This window comes from Peribacillus sp. TH16, assembly GCF_016651095.1.
Classification (GTDB): domain Bacteria; phylum Bacillota; class Bacilli; order Bacillales; family DSM-1321; genus Peribacillus; species Peribacillus butanolivorans.
This window is the reverse complement of the sequence record NZ_JAEKEM010000009.1, coordinates 1,674,932-1,691,672: the sequence shown is the minus strand read 5'-3', so window position 1 is coordinate 1,691,672 and position 16,741 is coordinate 1,674,932. Positions and strand designations below refer to the sequence as shown.

At 38.1% G+C, this 16,741-nt stretch carries 13 protein-coding genes; 10 read left to right on the top strand and 3 right to left on the bottom strand.

From position 1 onward, the window contains the following. Positions 1-60: 60 nt before the first annotated feature. Positions 61-816 (bottom strand): SDR family NAD(P)-dependent oxidoreductase, encoded by a 756-nt coding sequence (locus tag JFV29_RS22200; RefSeq protein WP_201186411.1) that lies wholly within the window; start codon positions 814-816, stop codon positions 61-63. Positions 817-1,037: 221 nt separating this feature from the next. On the opposite strand from JFV29_RS22200, the gene JFV29_RS22195 reads away from it, so the two are divergent. Continuing rightward, entirely contained in the window at positions 1,038-2,177 is a 1,140-nt protein-coding gene (locus JFV29_RS22195) for a LuxR C-terminal-related transcriptional regulator (RefSeq protein ID WP_201186409.1), read from the top strand. A 265-nt stretch (positions 2,178-2,442) separates the two neighbouring features. Then, positions 2,443-3,384 (top strand): DNA-3-methyladenine glycosylase family protein, encoded by a 942-nt coding sequence (locus JFV29_RS22190; RefSeq protein ID WP_397327950.1) that lies wholly within the window; start codon positions 2,443-2,445, stop codon positions 3,382-3,384. An 80-nt stretch (positions 3,385-3,464) separates the two neighbouring features. Here JFV29_RS22190 and JFV29_RS22185 read toward each other — a convergent pair whose 3' ends face one another. Then, positions 3,465-3,914 (bottom strand): hypothetical protein, encoded by a 450-nt coding sequence (locus JFV29_RS22185; protein ID WP_201186408.1) that lies wholly within the window; start codon positions 3,912-3,914, stop codon positions 3,465-3,467. A gap of 141 nt (positions 3,915-4,055) precedes the next feature. Here JFV29_RS22185 and JFV29_RS22180 point away from each other — a divergent pair, with 141 nt between their 5' ends. The 4 genes from JFV29_RS22180 to JFV29_RS22165 all read left to right on the top strand — a co-directional run bounded on the left by JFV29_RS22180 (position 4,056) and on the right by JFV29_RS22165 (position 8,848). Next, positions 4,056-4,511 carry a collagen-like protein gene (locus JFV29_RS22180; RefSeq protein WP_201186407.1) on the top strand — a complete coding sequence of 152 codons (456 nt, stop codon included), beginning with the start codon at positions 4,056-4,058 and terminating at the stop codon, positions 4,509-4,511. Positions 4,512-4,972: 461 nt separating this feature from the next. After that, positions 4,973-6,568, top strand: coding sequence for an ATP-binding protein (locus tag JFV29_RS22175; RefSeq protein WP_201186406.1), 1,596 nt, complete (start codon positions 4,973-4,975; stop codon positions 6,566-6,568). Next, positions 6,562-7,248, top strand: a complete 687-nt coding sequence (locus tag JFV29_RS22170) for a response regulator (RefSeq protein ID WP_201186405.1) — start codon at positions 6,562-6,564, stop codon at positions 7,246-7,248. Before JFV29_RS22175 ends, JFV29_RS22170 begins: the two co-directional genes overlap by 7 nt. 307 nt (positions 7,249-7,555) lie before the next feature. Beyond that, the gene (locus JFV29_RS22165) at positions 7,556-8,848 is read left to right on the top strand and encodes a CitMHS family transporter (protein WP_201186404.1); all 1,293 of its coding nucleotides are present in this window, start codon (positions 7,556-7,558) and stop codon (positions 8,846-8,848) included. 271 nt (positions 8,849-9,119) lie between these two features. Here the strand turns inward: JFV29_RS22165 and tnpB are convergent, their stop codons facing one another. After that, the gene (gene tnpB, locus JFV29_RS22160) at positions 9,120-10,325 is read right to left on the bottom strand and encodes an IS200/IS605 family element RNA-guided endonuclease TnpB (RefSeq protein ID WP_201186403.1); all 1,206 of its coding nucleotides are present in this window, start codon (positions 10,323-10,325) and stop codon (positions 9,120-9,122) included. 282 nt (positions 10,326-10,607) lie between these two features. Between tnpB and JFV29_RS22155 the strand changes: the two genes are divergently transcribed. The 4 genes from JFV29_RS22155 (at position 10,608) to JFV29_RS22140 (ending at position 16,734) form a co-directional block, all read left to right on the top strand. Next, positions 10,608-12,560, top strand: coding sequence for a PTS mannitol transporter subunit IICBA (locus JFV29_RS22155; RefSeq protein ID WP_201186401.1), 1,953 nt, complete (start codon positions 10,608-10,610; stop codon positions 12,558-12,560). A gap of 86 nt (positions 12,561-12,646) precedes the next feature. Beyond that, the gene (locus tag JFV29_RS22150) at positions 12,647-14,737 is read left to right on the top strand and encodes a BglG family transcription antiterminator (protein WP_201186399.1); all 2,091 of its coding nucleotides are present in this window, start codon (positions 12,647-12,649) and stop codon (positions 14,735-14,737) included. A 5-nt stretch (positions 14,738-14,742) separates the two neighbouring features. After that, positions 14,743-15,888: a mannitol-1-phosphate 5-dehydrogenase gene (locus JFV29_RS22145; protein ID WP_201186396.1), complete on the top strand. Its 1,146-nt coding sequence runs from the start codon at positions 14,743-14,745 to the stop codon at positions 15,886-15,888. Positions 15,889-16,134: 246 nt separating this feature from the next. Further along, positions 16,135-16,734, top strand: coding sequence for a TetR/AcrR family transcriptional regulator (locus JFV29_RS22140; RefSeq protein WP_342366582.1), 600 nt, complete (start codon positions 16,135-16,137; stop codon positions 16,732-16,734). The last annotated feature ends 7 nt before the right edge of the window (positions 16,735-16,741 follow it).

Sequence of the window (16,741 nt, the reverse complement as noted above, 5' to 3'; positions counted from 1 at the left end):
ATCTCTCCATTCTGCAATTAATTCAAGTCGATATCCTATTGTTAACATTGCTTAATCTTTTTATCGTGCTGTTGCTCCACCATCAATCACAAATTCTGCACCTGTCGAGTAAGCTGATTCATCAGAAGCAAGAAATAGCACTGTATTTGCAACATCTTTTACAGATCCTAGATGTCCTAAAGGAAATAAATTTGCACCTAATTGTTCTTTTGAATTTCCAGTTACCTCAGAAGCATAGTCTGCCATTCCAGTATCGATGTATCCAGGATGAATAGAGTTCACTCTAACCCCCGCAGAAGCATATTCCATCGCCGCATCTTTTGTCATAATACGTACTGCTCCTTTACTAGCACCATATAGAACATGTCCTGGAGATCCCATCAAACCTGCTATGGAGGAAGCATTAATCACTGAACCTTTATTTTGTTTGGCCATCAAAGGCATGATATGTTTCATTCCAAGGAATACGCCAGTCACATTAATAGACATTAGACGATTCCATTCTTCCAGTTCAATCTCTGCAACAGGTTTTATAATATAAATTCCAGCATTGTTGAAAAGAACATCAACTTTGCCAAAAGTCTTGATGGTTTCCTCTGCAACCATTTTCCAGTCTTCTTCTTTGCTAACATCGTGTTGGACGAAAAGTGCTTCTCCACCATTTGTTTGAATGTCTTTTACTGCTTGGCTTCCAGATTCTTGATTTATGTCAGTGATAACAACTTTTGCTCCTTCTTTAGCAAATAATAAGGCTGTTTCTTTACCGATTCCTGTACCTCCACCGGTTATGATGGCTACTTTATTTTCAAGTCTCATTACAAGTACGCATCCTTTCAATATTTATTAAAATCATGTATAAAATTGTGTACAAAGAACCTTTTTACTATTCGAAATCGGATTCAAAAAGATTTACTAACTTGCTACACATTCATCTTACTACGTTCATTTTGAAATACTATCCTATAAGATGATGTATAATAATAGAGTGAATATCCTCCATTTATAGGGTTATTTTGTTTGAAGGAGAAGAATTTCTTATGACTCAGCCATTTCATCCATATGAAGAAATTACGTTTCAACAATTCGTATTGTTCATCAAAACTCATAGCAAACAGATTGAAGAAAATATAAATATCTACCTCAGTCTAGAACCTTCCATTTCCGAGTCAGATCGAAAAATAACTGATACGTTGCTGCATTCATTTTTTCAACTATTAACCCAATCGAACATTGAAGGTATCGATGAAGATTTAGCTAGCCACTTTGACAATTGGCTTCAATCTCAGTTATCGATTTTAAATATGAAAAGTTTTAACCTGTTTCAATTGATTTTCCAAAAATCTTTGATTACACTCATGATCCAAATAAAACATAACCGAATCATTCCTATATTAATGTTTTCATTATCTATTTTTACGTACCTTGTCCATAGTTATAACAATTGGGTAGATGCAGATACTACAGATCTTACCAAGAAAAATCCCCATGAAAATAGGGAACTTAAAAGGCTACAATTATTAGACAAATTAAACAAACTCCTGATTCGCTCTTCAGGAGTTCATGATTTAGCCTATATATTAAAAAAATGTGAAGAGTATTTTCACTATAAACGATGTGTTTTTTACGCTTATATCCCATGGTCGAATCAATTCTATGGTGTAATTGGTGCAGAGCTTCCAAAGGTACAGAGCATGAAAGGACAGCTTACTGAGCAGACTTCAGTTCTTACTTCCAAAAAACCGATATATTTAAAAAATCCAAGAAATTATGTAAAAGAGGAACATATTAAATTATTTAATCTGTCTTCCATTATTTTTATACCGATCACCCATCAAGATCAATTGTTTGGATGGCTTACTTTTGATCAGTTAGGGGAAGACTTTGATTGTTCGAAAGATGAGTTAGATTTACTTGAACAAGTGGGGAAACGTCTTGGATTATTTTTATCAAGGAAAGGTGAAAAAGTAGCAAAAACTTCCGATCTTCACTTAACAGAAAGAGAAACCACGATTCTTGATTTGCTTTCGGAAGGGTACGACAATAAAAAAATAGGTGAATTATTGTTCTTAAGCGAGCATACGGTGAGAGATTATGTAAGCAGTTTAATGACTAAACTAAAAGCAAAAAATAGGACGCAAGTCGTTGCCCTTGCTTTTCGATTAGGTTTATTAAATTAATTCCCCCCCTTTTGCAAATCCGTCAACAATGAGAGGGTCTTAGGAATACCTAAAATATGGACGATGTACACTAAGAAGGACCAAAAATAATGGTCTTTTTTCTTTTGGTTTACTTATGATTTCTCGACTTTCAGCTTCTAGGATTCATTACTTTTTTTGTTTGTTTTCATACACCGTCCAAATTTAGAAGGAAAGTGCAAGATAACGTAATTAATTTTTTGGAAATAGGATTAGAATAAAGAGAACGTGAAGAAGGAGGGGCAAAATGAAAGAGCCATATAAAATGAACAAAGAATTACTTGATAAAGAGAAGGATGAATTGATCATCCACGCCCCCAGAGAGTTTAGCTTTTCGGAAAACTTGAGATACCTGTCACGATCCTCCAATGAATGTCTATTTGAAATTGTTGATCAAAAAATTTATCGTGCCTTATTCGTAGAAAACGAGACAATATTAGTGGAAATCCGAGCTGAGAACGACACGATGATTTTTGTTCGATTTTTAAGAAGTACTACTTCAATAGAAAAACATGTTCAAGAAGCCGTTTCCCAATACGTTCGACAATGGTTTGATCTGGACACGAATCTGCTTCCTTTTTATGAGTTAGCAAAAAATGATCCTTTATTGCAAAGGCCAGTAAGTCAATTTTATGGTCTGCGAAATATAGGTATCCCGGATTTATTTGAAGCTATTGCCTGGGGAATTCTTGGGCAGCAAATCAACTTGACGTATGCTTATACATTGAAACGCAGACTTGTTGAGAGATTCGGTAAATCTGTTGAATATGAAGGAGAGAAATATTGGCTGTTCCCAACGCCTGAAGTGATCGCGAATTTAACCGTAGAAGATTTTGTAGAAATGAAGATGACCGTGAAGAAATGCGAATATTTAATTGGCGTGGCCCAACTGATGGTTCGAGGAGATCTCACAAAAGAAGAGTTGTTAAATGCTAAGGATGTTAAAGCGGCTGAAAAAATGCTGACCAAAATTCGTGGAATCGGTCCGTGGACAGCGAACTATGTATTGATGCGCTGTTTACGTTTTCCAGCAGCTTTTCCAATTGATGATGTCGGGTTGCATAATTCAATGAAATTGGTTATGGAAACTGAAGCAAAACCTACGAAAGAAGAAATTCTCAAATTATCAGGAGCGTGGGCCAACTGGGAGTCTTATGCGACGTTCTATTTATGGAGATTGCTATATTAAAAAGCCATGGTAAAGCCCTCTTGAATTGGTTTCAAGCGGGCTTTTGAATGTTCATTTTTCAATGTGGGAGGCTAGTGTGCTCACAAGGTAATATACCAAAATTCACGGTCCGCTAAAACTAGATTATAAGGTGTTTTAATGTCAGTCCAACTAACGCTTCGATTAATTCCTATGGGCAAGTCTTCGTGGCCACTCAAACTAGTGAAATACTCGATAACTCCGCTAGCGTGCAGTTCTTCCTCTATATACGAATACAATATAGCTAAACACTTTTCTTGTATCGCATTGCTTTTGGATAGGTATTTTAGCGGTAAAAGGTTATGGTTAATGGCAACCTGATGTTTGAATGAAAAGTGGGAACTATATGAAAATCTTGTTTTTGATGCCCTATCGTAATTATCTTCAAAATGTAAATGTGTGAAATCCAATTCATCTTTGAAAACATTTGGTTGTTCAGGTGAGACTGGCTTATGGCCAAACGAACCTTCAGGAAGTTTAATTGGAGAAGCCATATAGATATATTGAGTCAAAAATGTATTCCCCTTTCTCTTACAATAATGTTTTACAGAGCGTACTAAGTGAGAATCCCCCTAATAATTACAAAGTAGCCCAACCATCTCAAGCCTATTCACCATATCTTATTACATTCAATCATGTAGAGGTGAATGACTATGTATATGTACCCAATGTATCATTATGAAAATCAAGATTATCTTGTACGACAGTTTCCAGGTCTACCCAGCTTTCCAAGTATACCTGGTTTACCAGGGCTTCCTAGTCAACCGGGATTTCCAGGTGCACCAGGATTTCCGGGCCAACCAGGATTTCCAGGTCCACCAGGATCTCCGGGCCAACCAGGATCACCACCAAGTTCACAAGCGCCAACAGCCCCTCCGCCATCGTTTATCCCTCTCCAACAATCGGCTTCAACATTTGCTGTAGACCCAGGAGCCATTTCATTTTGCTTATTCCGGAATACTTTTATATGGCTAAATAATGGTGCAAGTTTCTGGTATTATCCCATTTTTGTCGGTCCGCGATCTGTTGCAGGCTTCAGATGGAATGGCAGGTTCTGGACGGTTTTTGGCATTGATACAAGACAAATTAATTCATTTACATGTTTTTGAAAATAAAGTATTCAAAGGGGATGTTAGTCATAATATCCCCTTTGAACATTGGAGAAATTTGATAACCTAAGCTTTAAACTGCTTTGCTTTCTTCTAATAAGAAAGGGCTTCAAAGCAAGATAGTAGCAGGACAAGCCAAAGAAAACCATTATTCAACAAAACGCCTACTGTTGATTGTCCTCCTCTCTGGTTAAATTATCCCGTAGAAAAGGCTGATTTTAGTAAAACTCAACAAGTAGTTCCACAAGCTTTATAAGAAATAAATCAAGTAAAAGGAACATTGAATAATAAAAATACCGTTTATTATTGAACAGGTTTTGGGCTTGGTTTGGTTAATCTTTTTCAAAACAAGCTCTCTCTTTTTTATCAGGGTTCATGTTCATTATTTATTAGAAATGGTAAAATCACTATATTCCTATAAAATTTAAAAGTGGAAATGAAAATAGAGGATGCTGTTGAATATGAAGAAAGTATCGCTAGAAACCAAGATTCTTGGGTTAGTCTTATCATTGAGCTTATTTTTGATTCTCCTATTAACGACCTCCTTTTCCTATATGGAAGGAAGACAAATAGCGAAGGATAAAGGTCAGTTAGCATTGGAGTTATCAAGAACCATTAGTTTTATGCCTACCGTCATGGAGGCATTTGAATCCGAAAATCCTGCTAGAACGATCCAGCCGATTGCCGAAAAGATTCGCAAGGAAACGGGGGCTGAATTCATCGTTGTAGGAAATAAAGAGGGAATTCGTTATTCTCATCCGTTAGCTTCTGAAATAGGGAAGCGAATGAAAGGCGGGGATAACAACCGAGCTATAAAAAATGGTGAATATTACGTTTCTGAAGCGGCTGGTTCGCTTGGTCTTTCTATTCGAGGAAAGTCACCGATATTTGATAAGGATGGAAAAATAATTGGAATCGTTTCGGTCGGTTTTTTAGTGAACGATGTTCGTGCCCAAATTTTTAAGGATTTATCTAAAGAGATGATTGTGTCTTTAGTAGCCATTATGATATCAATCGTCGGGAGCTATATGCTGGCAAGAAGCATACGTAAAGATACATTAGGGTTAGAGCCATTTGAAATTGCTAATTTATATAAAGAGAAAAATGCTGTACTTCACTCGGTGAAAGAAGGTATTTTAGCCATTGATCAAAATGGTTTGATTACATCTATGAATCAGCCGGCAAAAAAGTTGCTGGATATAAAGGAACCTGTTCGCCATTTGAATGTAGATGGGTTGTTTCCTTCAACATATTTATATGAAGTGTTGAAATCAGGGGAACCGCAAGTGGATAAAGAAATTTCATGGAAAGATAAATCTGTTATTGTGAATTGCACGCCGATCTTCGACAGTGAAGGTGTAAGCGGTGTTGTCGCTTCGTTCCGTGATCGAACAGAAATAGAGGAAATGGTTAACACACTATCGGAAGTGAAGATGCATTCAGAGGATTTAAGAGCACAAACCCATGAATTTACCAATAAATTATATGTTCTATCCGGATTGATACAGTTAGGGGAATATGATGAAGCAATAGATATGATTCAAAGCGAAACATCCGAACTGTACTCTCTGAACCGTGTTGTATTCGAACAGATTAAAGATACAAAGGTACAAGCTCTGTTACTTGGGAAGATAGGAAAAGCATCAGAAAAGAAGATTCCCTTTGAAATAGACTCACAAAGTTACTTAGAGAAACTCCCGGACCATATAAAATTGTCCCAACTTACCTTAATTCTTGGCAATATAATCGATAATGCGCTGGAAGCGGTTTCTGGCATGGATGAGCCACTAGTGAAATTTTTCGCTACCGATATCGGAAATGATATGGTATTTGAAGTAAGTGACAATGGAAAGGGAATACCCGAGAATGATATCGCGTTTATTTTCGAACGGGGTTTCACGTCGAAAACAAGTGGAAATCCAAGTGGATATGGACTATCAAATGCTGATCATGTTGTAAAAGAGTTGGGTGGCATCATCGAAGTTCAAAGCGAGGAAGAAAACACCGTATTCACCGTGTATCTTCCTAAAGAGCAGACAGGAGGGAAAGAATGCTAAAAATAAGAGCGGTCATTGCAGAAGATGATTTTCGTGTAGCGGATATCCATGAAAAATTTTTAAAAAACTTTGAAGAAATAGAAGTGGTCGGGAAAGCTGTAAATGCAAAAAAAACTCTTCGGATTTTGGAACAAAAAAGCCCTGATCTGCTTCTGCTTGATGTCTATATGCCGGATCAGCTTGGTACAGACTTACTTCCAAGCATTCGTCAGAAATTCCCGAATGTGGATATTATCATGATTACGGCAGCCACAGAAAAAGAACAACTTGAAAAGGCCCTTCACTATGGTGTAGAGAATTATTTAATTAAACCGGTAGAAATGAAGCGCTTCAACCAAGTCATAGTGGAGTATCTTAAGAAAGCTCACCTGATGCAATCTAAACAAGATATAGACCAGGATTTTGTTGATCTTATTTTAAAAAAGGGATCGTCTACGCCGGAAATCAATGATGGACCTGCATTACCAAAGGGAGTCGACGAAATCACATTAACGAAAGTAATGGAAGTTCTTGAAATAAGCAACATTGGTTTGTCAGCTGAGCAAGTGAGCTCTCAAATCGGCGCTTCTAGAACAACAGCAAGGCGTTATCTGGAATACCTCATATCCGTAAAGAAATGTAAGGCAGAAGTAATATATGGAGTAGTTGGGAGACCAGAACGTAGATATTATAAGATTTGATTCAGAGAAAGATAACCTAGGAAATATAAAAACACCTTCGTAAATGGAGGTGTTTTTTGTGTGGGAAAATCGGTGGGTAGAAAAGTGCTTTAGAGATTACCAATATTGTTAAAATCATTTAAAAACCGACCATTCAAACCCCGGGCATGGCATCCGGTATAGTCTGAAAATTGAAGATGAAAAGTACCTCCGTGAACACAATGAACACAATTAACAAAATAGTTTTAAAACACAATAAATTGAAAACGCTTACAGATTAAGCGTTTTCATATACAATTTACTTTATTAGAAGATAGGAGTGATAGATATGCTCGCTTTATTAGGATACTTGATGATTTTAGTGTTTATGATTTTAATTATGACAGGGCGACTTTCAGCCATGATAGCTTTGATCGTAGTACCTAGTGCCTTCGCACTTATTGGTGGTTTCGGTAGTCAAATGGGTGAAATGGCGCTAGAAGGAATCAAAAGTGTGGCGCCAACAGGAATCATGATTTTATTTGCAATCCTTTTCTTTGGTATTTTGATTGATGCTGGAGTTTTTGATCCAATCATTAATACGATCCTTAGACTTGTAAAAGGAGATCCTGTAAAAATTGCCATCGGTACGGCAGTTTTGGCTTTACTTATTTCGTTAGATGGAGATGGTACAACCACATATATGATCACGATTTCTGCCATGCTTCCGCTATATAAACGGATTGGAATGAAACCGCTTATATTAGCTGGTATCGCAGTTTCGTCATCTGGAGTCATGAATCTTCTTCCTTGGGGAGGCCCGACAGCAAGGGTGATGACTGCTTTGAAACTAGAAATGTCCGATGTATTCACGCCTGTTATTCCTGCTATGATTGGCGGCGTGCTATTCGTTCTATTCATGGCATATTGTATGGGTAAAAAAGAAAGAAAAAGAATCGGGATAATAGAACTAGATTATCATGCTGTAGCTCAACATGCGGCTGCAACTGAAGATGCTTACATTAAGCGTCCTAAATTAATTGTCTTTAATTATGCGTTAACACTTACCCTGCTAGTCGCGCTGATTATGGAACTTATGCCTTCAGCGGTCCTATTTATGATAGGTTTTGCCATTGCTATTACGATTAATTATCCGAAAGTAAGTGATCAAAAAGATCGTGTAGCCAATTATGCTGACAATGCTTTATCAGTTGTTTCGATGATATTTGCAGCAGGTGTCTTTACCGGAATTCTTTCCGGAACGGAAATGGTAGATGCTATGGCAAACTCTATGATTCAGCACATACCTGACCAAATGGGTGCACACTTTGCCGTTATCACAGCTATCATTAGCGCACCTTTTACTTTCTTCATGTCTAATGACGCCTTTTATTATGGCGTACTTCCATTACTTGCTAAGGCAGGTGCTGCTTATGGAATTGATCCTGCCATGATAGGAAGAGCTTCTCTTTTAGGGTTGCCAGTTCATCTATTAAGTCCGCTTGTTCCATCTACCTATCTATTGATTGGGATGGTAGGAGAAGATTTTGGAGCCCTGCAGCGTACTTTCTTGAAGTGGGCTTGCGGATCGACACTTGTCATGATTTTGGTATCTCTTGTATTAGGAATAATCCCACTATAAGAGATATAGCAAGTAGTTCCTCGATCTTTTAAAGTACCCTTTTATTGTAAAGAGCCCCATTCGTACTAGTACTAGTACGAATGGGGCTCTTTAATTTCGTTTGAAAGGTGGTCCTATATCCTACTGCTCGCTTTCCTCACTAACACTCTATCTATCAAAGCTCATAATGATATTTATTACTGGCTGATTGAACTACCCACCACTTATCGACTTTACGGTCTGATTGAAGTGGGGGATTCCTAAGAACATTAGCCTATCGGCCAATTTTTAATTAGGCTACTCCCGTAGTTCCTACGGTTAGAAGCCTTATGGCTTCATTCATTAGATTGAGTCCTGCGTTAATATCTCGATCGTGGTGAGTAGAACAAAAAGGACAATCCCATTCACGAAGATTCAGATGTTTAACGTCTTTATTTTGGTAACCGCAGCTAGAACACAATTGGCTAGAAGCAAACGTTTTAGATACGGTCACGATTTGTTTACCATACCAGTTTGCTTTGTATTCCAACATTTTTTTGAATTGGTACCAAGATACTTCACTAATAGCTTTAGCTAGTTTGTGATTTTTCATCATATTCGACACTTGCAAGTTTTCCATTCCAATAACATCGTGGTTTTTGATGATTTCGGTAGAAACTTTATGTAAGTAATCTATTCGGGCATTTGAAATTTTTTCGTGTAGGATAGCCACTTTTCGTTTTTGTTTTTGATAGTTTTTGGCTTCAGCCAATGGTTTATTTTGATTCAAGGCTATTTCTTGTCGCCTTGAAAGAATCCGTTGTGCTTTGGCCAATTTCTTTTCGACCGTCCGGAAGAATTTTGGGTTTTGATAGACCGTACCATCTGAAAGAATAGCAAAGTTCTTCAAACCAACATCTACACCGCACGAACGATTCGTTTTAGGAAGTACTTGTACATGGGTTTCGGCTAAAACGGAAATGAAATATTTACCCGAAGGGTTCCGCCTGATTGTGGCATTGATGATTCGCCCTTCGACTTCGCGGCTTTTAGCAAAACGAACTAGACCGAGTTTTGGCAATTTGATTTTGTTTCCAACAATTCCAATATTCCCATTCGTATGTTTAGTTGTATAGGACTGGATAGGATTCTTTTTCGATTTGAAGCGTGGTGACTTGTTTTGCTTTTTATAATATCGACTATAGGAATCTGCTAAATTTTCCACCGATTTCTGTAAGGCAATACTGTCTACTTCTTTCAGGAAAGAATACTCTTTCTTTAAAGCTGGAAGTTCTTTGATTGTTGCGTATTTATTCAGAAAAGAACCTTTCCATTCATTAGAGGGTAATTGGCCGTTCTGCTTCATTTCTTCACAGATATACCAGTAGGCATCTTTCTCCTTTTGTTTGCCTAAAAAGAAGTTATAGACAAAACGGGAGCAGCCGATCGTTTTATTGATTAGAACTAGTTGTTCTTTAGTTGGATAGATTCGAAATTTATAAGCTTTGTTTACGACCATTGGTTTCACCCCCTTATAGTTATTATTAACCACCGAACGTATGTTTGTCAAAAGATTACTTTGGCTTATGCCAACCGCCATTCATCTCCCCTTACCGTTGGGCTCTCGCCCTTCACACGTTTGAAGAGGGAATATTCTGGCGGGAAATGATAAAACTAGAATTAAGAGAAACATTATGTTTGTCTTCTCTCTCGCGACAAAATTAGCTTTTTCTTTTATTGAATGTGGATGTACCGTACCTTAACATTAGGTGAAACTATATTAAGAAGGGAAGAGAGCAAAATGGCTCACTTTAATATAAAGGTTGCTGTTCAAAAGTTCGGTAACTTTCTAAGTTCAATGGTCATGCCGAATATATCAGCTTTCATAGCTTGGGGGTTAATCACTGCACTATTCATTCCTTCTGGTTTTCTCCCAAATGAAAGCCTTGCCAAAATGGTTGGCCCAATGGTTACTTTCTTACTTCCGCTTTTAATTGGGTATACAGGTGGTAAGTTAGTTCATGATCACCGAGGGGGCGTAGTTGGTGCTATTGCGACTATGGGTGTTATTGTTGGATCTGATATTCCAATGTTCCTTGGTGCAATGATCATGGGGCCGTTTGGCGGATATGTTATCAAGAAATTCGATCAATTTATTGAAGGAAAAATAAAAGCCGGTTTTGAAATGCTTGTTAACAATTTCTCAGCTGGGATTCTTGGCGGCTTGCTGTCCATTCTATCTTTCTTAGCGATAGGTCCTGCTGTTGACGTGTTTACAGGATGGCTTGTAGCAGGTGTTGATTGGCTTGTAGGTACAGGTTTACTGCCATTAACAAGTATTCTAATCGAACCTGCCAAAGTATTGTTCTTAAACAATGCAATTAATCATGGCGTCCTTTCACCAATCGGTGTAGAGCAAGTTAAACAAACTGGATCTTCCATTCTGTTTCTGCTTGAAGCAAATCCTGGACCCGGTATTGGTATTCTGCTTGCTTATTGCTTCTTCGGAAAAGGTACTGCGAAGAGATCGGCGCCTGGAGCTGCCATCATTCATTTCTTCGGTGGTATCCATGAAATATATTTCCCTTATATTCTAATGAAACCGATGTTATTTTTAGCGGTCATTCTTGGAGGCATGAGCGGAGTTTTCACTTTAGTTCTTTTAGGCGGCGGATTGTTCGCTCCCGCTTCGCCAGGCAGTATTCTTGCCATTACAGCGGTAACTCCGCATAATATGGGCGCATATATTGCTAACTTTGCAGGTGTGATCGTAGCTGCAATTGTATCATTCATCGTAGCTGCATTCGTCTTGAAAACAGGTAAACAGACGGAGGAAAATATCGAAGATGCTGCGAAAAAAATGCAAGAAATGAAAGGGAAGAAAAGCTCTGTTGCTGATGTATTTGCTTCAGATCCGGGTACTATGCCAACAAACGTCAGTAAAATTATTTTTGCTTGCGATGCTGGTATGGGTTCAAGTGCAATGGGTGCTTCCCTCCTGCGCAAAAAGGTAAAGGAAGCTGGTTTGAATATTGATGTTACAAATACAGCAATCAGCAACATTCCTTCTGACGCACAAATTGTTATTACACAGGAAGAGTTAACTCCAAGAGCACAAAATAAAGTGCCGAATGCTTTTCATGTATCTGTCGATAACTTCTTATCAAGTCCTGAATACGATTCATTGCTAGCGCGGCTTCAGGATGATGGTACTGACGAGCTTCATGAGATTGTCGAAGATGCTGAAGAGGAAGTTCCAGGTGTTCGTGAACATTCAATTGAACCTGGCATCGATGCAGGTGAAGAAGATGCACCGGATGATAATGATCTGCTTCGCGAAGAAAATGTCTTCCTTAATCAACATTTTGACAATAAGGAAGAAGCGATCCGCTTTGCGGGAAGAGCTTTGGTAAATGCAGGATACGTTAAGGAGAGCTACATTGAAGCGATGATTGCACGTGATGAAATGACTTCAACCTATATGGGAAATGATGTAGCCATTCCACACGGAACTGAGGAAGCTAAGAAAGATGTCCTTAAATCTGGATTTACCGTTTTACAGATACCAAACGGTGTCGATTTTGACGGTCAAAAGGCTCGGTTAATATTCGGAATAGCCGGCAAGGATGGCACGCATCTTGAAATTCTATCTGGCATTGCGGTTACTTGCTCGGAGATGGAGAATATTGAAAAGATGGTTAAAGCCACATCAGCCAGGGAATTGATGGATATTATAAACGTTAAAAATAATTAAATACTCTTAACCAAGAATAGAAAAGCGTTTTACGCTTTTCTATTCAGTATTTTCTCGTGTTACTCCACCTGAAATGAGTTGGTAGCATGTATATTACTTCAAGGGAAAAATCAATCATTGAATTGATCATAAAAACTTCAGGAAAACATACGGCCATTTCCATTGCAACACAACTGAATGTAAGTGTCCGGACGGTTCAACGTGATCTGAAGGCCATAGAAAAAATCCTGCAATCTTTTGAGTTGCATTTAACACGCAATACACATGAAGGGCTGTCCATCGATGGGAAGAATGAACAAGTCTTTAGGCTTGTACAGCACCTGATGGGTAATCATCCGATTGATCAAACGCCACAAGAAAGAAAGTTGCATCTTCTTTTAGCTTTACTGCAGGAAGAATCATATAAAACTCAAGCTCTAGCGGGGGATCTCGGTATAAGCATAACCACTCTTTCAACCTATTTAGACGAACTGACTGAGTGGATAAGAAATTTTAATATCGTGATTACCAGAAAAAGGGGAGTCGGAATAGAGCTTACCGGCACTGAAGAAAATAAACGGAAAGCTCAGGCTGCCTATTTCTTGCACTTCTTTAATGAAGAGCTGATTGAAAGTTTATTTTTGTTACAAGAAGGAAAATTCCCAGAAGGGAAAATCCTCGACTATTTCGATCCCGATTATCTTCTGGCTATTGATGGGGTGCTGAACTCGACCTTTAACAGTGTCCATTCGCGTTTGGCGGATAGCGGGTATATAGGGTTAATTGTGCATATTTATGTAACCCTGCAAAGGAATGAAAGCCAATTTTTTTTGGAGAAGGACTTCAAGAAAATAAGAGAACTTTCGGATGAGAATAATCTTATGAATAAAATAGGCAAGGAACTCAGCACCATGCTGGAAGTTTCTTTTACCATCGATGATATAAGCTACCTGGCCGCCATCCTTAAAGGTTCCAAGCTTCATGCGGCGGATGCAGTTCCATATGACAGTGTGGTGCTAGGCCAGCTGATAAGGAATTTGATAAAAGATGTTTCTGCTCAATTGCAAATCGATTTGACCAAGGATTTCCCATTGTATCAAGGGCTCCTTGCCCACATGGAACCATCGCTTTTCCGGATCAAACAGGAAATGGGATTATATAATCCCTTAACGGAAGATATTAAACGAAAGTATCCGGTTCTCTTTTTAGCAGTAAAGACCAGTCTGGAAAAGGGATTCAAAGAAATTAAAGATTTTCCTGAAGATGAAATAGCCTTCATTGTCCTTCATTTCGGATCTGCATTAGTGATGCGGGAGGAAGAAATATCAATAAGGGCACTCATTGTTTGTCCGACAGGTATAGGTACGTCGAAGATGCTTGCAAGCCGGATCAAAAAAGAAATCATAGAAATCCAGACTGTAGAAATCAAGACGATCAAAGATATCCAGCAGCAGGGCAGCCTGAAAAACTATGATGTAATCATTTCTACGGTTCGGCTTCCGTATATCGATATGGATTATATCCTCGTATCCCCTCTTTTGAGTGAAGAGAATATATTGAACATCAGGAATTATTTAAGGAAGAATATTGAAAACTTCACTAAGAATAAGCGTTATAGCAGTCATTCAGCCCAAAAGGATTCCCTGCCAAAAAAAGAGAATGGCGAATTGAAAGAAGTATTGCAGGAACTGAAAGACGTCCAACAAGCAATAGACGCTGTTATCAATAATTTCCGGTTTTATCGGCTGCCGCATCTGAAAGGACATCCGCGAATCATCGAAGAAATGGTTCGGATGGCTGAAAAGGAAGATCTGCTAATGGATGCGGATGATGTGATTGGATCCCTTAACGAACGGGAAAAAAAAGGTGGTTTAGGTATTCCAGGCACTGGAATGGGCCTTTTTCATACCAGACATAAGAATGTGAAAGAGCTGATTTTCCAGGTGACCCACTTAGATGAACTCTGTATGGTAAGAGGAATGGACGGAAAAGACGTGTATATGAAAAACCTGTTGCTGATGCTTGCACCTGAAGAATTAAGTGCGAAGCAGCAGGAAATCGTCAGCTTAATCAGTTCAAGTTTAATTGAAAGCAATGAATCTATAATGATTTTTTCATCATCAGACGAAGAAGTAATTCGCAGTAGAATGGAAGCCATATTTTTGGATTATTTATATACTAACTTGATAAAGGGATGATAGAAATGAAACAAGTAGTACATTTCGGTGCAGGGAATATTGGAAGAGGATTTATTGGGGCACTCTTTTCACAATCTGGATATCATGTAACATTTGTAGATATAGCTGATCAAATCATCGACCAGTTAAATGATAAAAAGCAATACCAAGTCAAATTGGCGACTGATCAGCAAGAATCGGTCACAGTAGAGAATGTATCAGGTTTAAACAGCTTAAAGCAGGAAGAGGAAATCATCAAGGCAATTAAAGAAGCAACATACCTTACGACTGCAATCGGTCCGAATATTTTGCCTCACATCGCACCTTTAATTGCAAAAGGGTTAACTTCAAGAGTGAAGGAAACCGATGAAAAACTATATGTGATTGCTTGCGAAAACCAAATATCAGCAACAGATCTTTTAGAAGGATACATTCTAGAAAACTTAGATCAAGATACAAAGGCAAACTTAGCTGATAAAGTATCCTTCTTTAATTCAGCTGTTGATCGAATTGTTCCGATTCAAAATAACGAGGGTTCCCTCGATGTTTTGGTAGAACCTTATTATGAATGGGTCGTTGAAACGAATGAAAACATTCCTGCCGTTGAGGGGATGACCATTGTAAAAGAACTCGCTCCATTCATTGAAAGAAAACTTTTTACCGTTAATACAGGACATGCTGTCATTGCTTACTTGGGTTATCTTAAGGATAACAAATTGACGATTGACCAGTCATTGGAAGACGAAGGCATTGTAAAGCAAGTCAAGAAAACATTAGATGAAACTGGAGCCTATTTAATAAAGGAATACCAGTTGAACCCAGACGAGCATCATCAATATATTAACAAGATTATTAACCGATTTAAAAATTCTTACTTAAATGACTCAGTAAATAGAGTAGGCCGTTCACCTCTTCGTAAGCTTGGACCAAACGACCGTCTTGTACGCCCTGCAGTAGAAGCGAAGAAAGCTGGACTTTCCTATACACATCTAGCGAAGGCAATAGCAGCAGCTTTACTCTTTAACTATAACGAGGATGAAGAAGCACTAAGGCTGCAAGCGATGGTGAAAGAAAACGGTGTACCTTCTGTTCTTAAAGAAGTTAGTGGTTTAGACGAAAATAGCAAAATTACCAAAGAAGTTGTCAGTCATTACAATGAGTTAAAGAAATAAATAGTTTATGACCAGAGCTCCTGAAATTAATTTTCAGGAGCTCTTTAACTTAGGAATATTGCTGAAGGGATGCAAAGTACTTACGTGATCAATTGCTTTACGCTATACAATGCTCAAAAGGATAAAATAAATTCCACTCAATACCGACTAAACCACTAAAGATAATTGACTACAGAACAGTAATTTTATATGATAATACTGACTGACTAATCAATCGGGAGGTGAGAAAGAATTTCTACAGAAAAGGTGGATAGAAGAGAGCAAATATTAGAGATTTCGCAACAACTTTTTGCTTCACTTGGTTATCATAAAACGAAGATCTCTGACATCGTTCGAGAAGCGGGTATTGCGCAGGGAACTTTTTATTGGCATTTTAAAAGTAAAGAAGCTATTGCTTTAGAAATTATTCAACAAGGGCGGAACGGACTTCTGGAAGTTGTAGCGCACGGACATCGAAAATTTCCTGGAACTGTTAAGGATGTTGTGAGTTCCTCTGAAAAGTTATTTGAAGAGTTGTTTGATTTTTCCGCATCTAATCGATATATGATGGAAATGATATTCAAAGGAATTGACGGTGAAGAGTCACTTAAACAGGTGATTATTGAAACTCGATTGAAGGTGGAAGAAGCTTTTCAAAATAATATTAAAAGAGCGATGGAGCTAAACATTCTACCGGAAAGGGATCCTGGTTTACAAGCTGCATTATTAATGAGTTTATTTGAAGGAATCCTATCTAGGTGGTTATTCGGACCGGTCTCAGAGGGTTCGCATATACGAAACAAAACAACGGCGGAACTGGCTAAAGAAATGGTCAGATTCGAATTTTTTGGATTATTAGGAACATAAAAAGGAG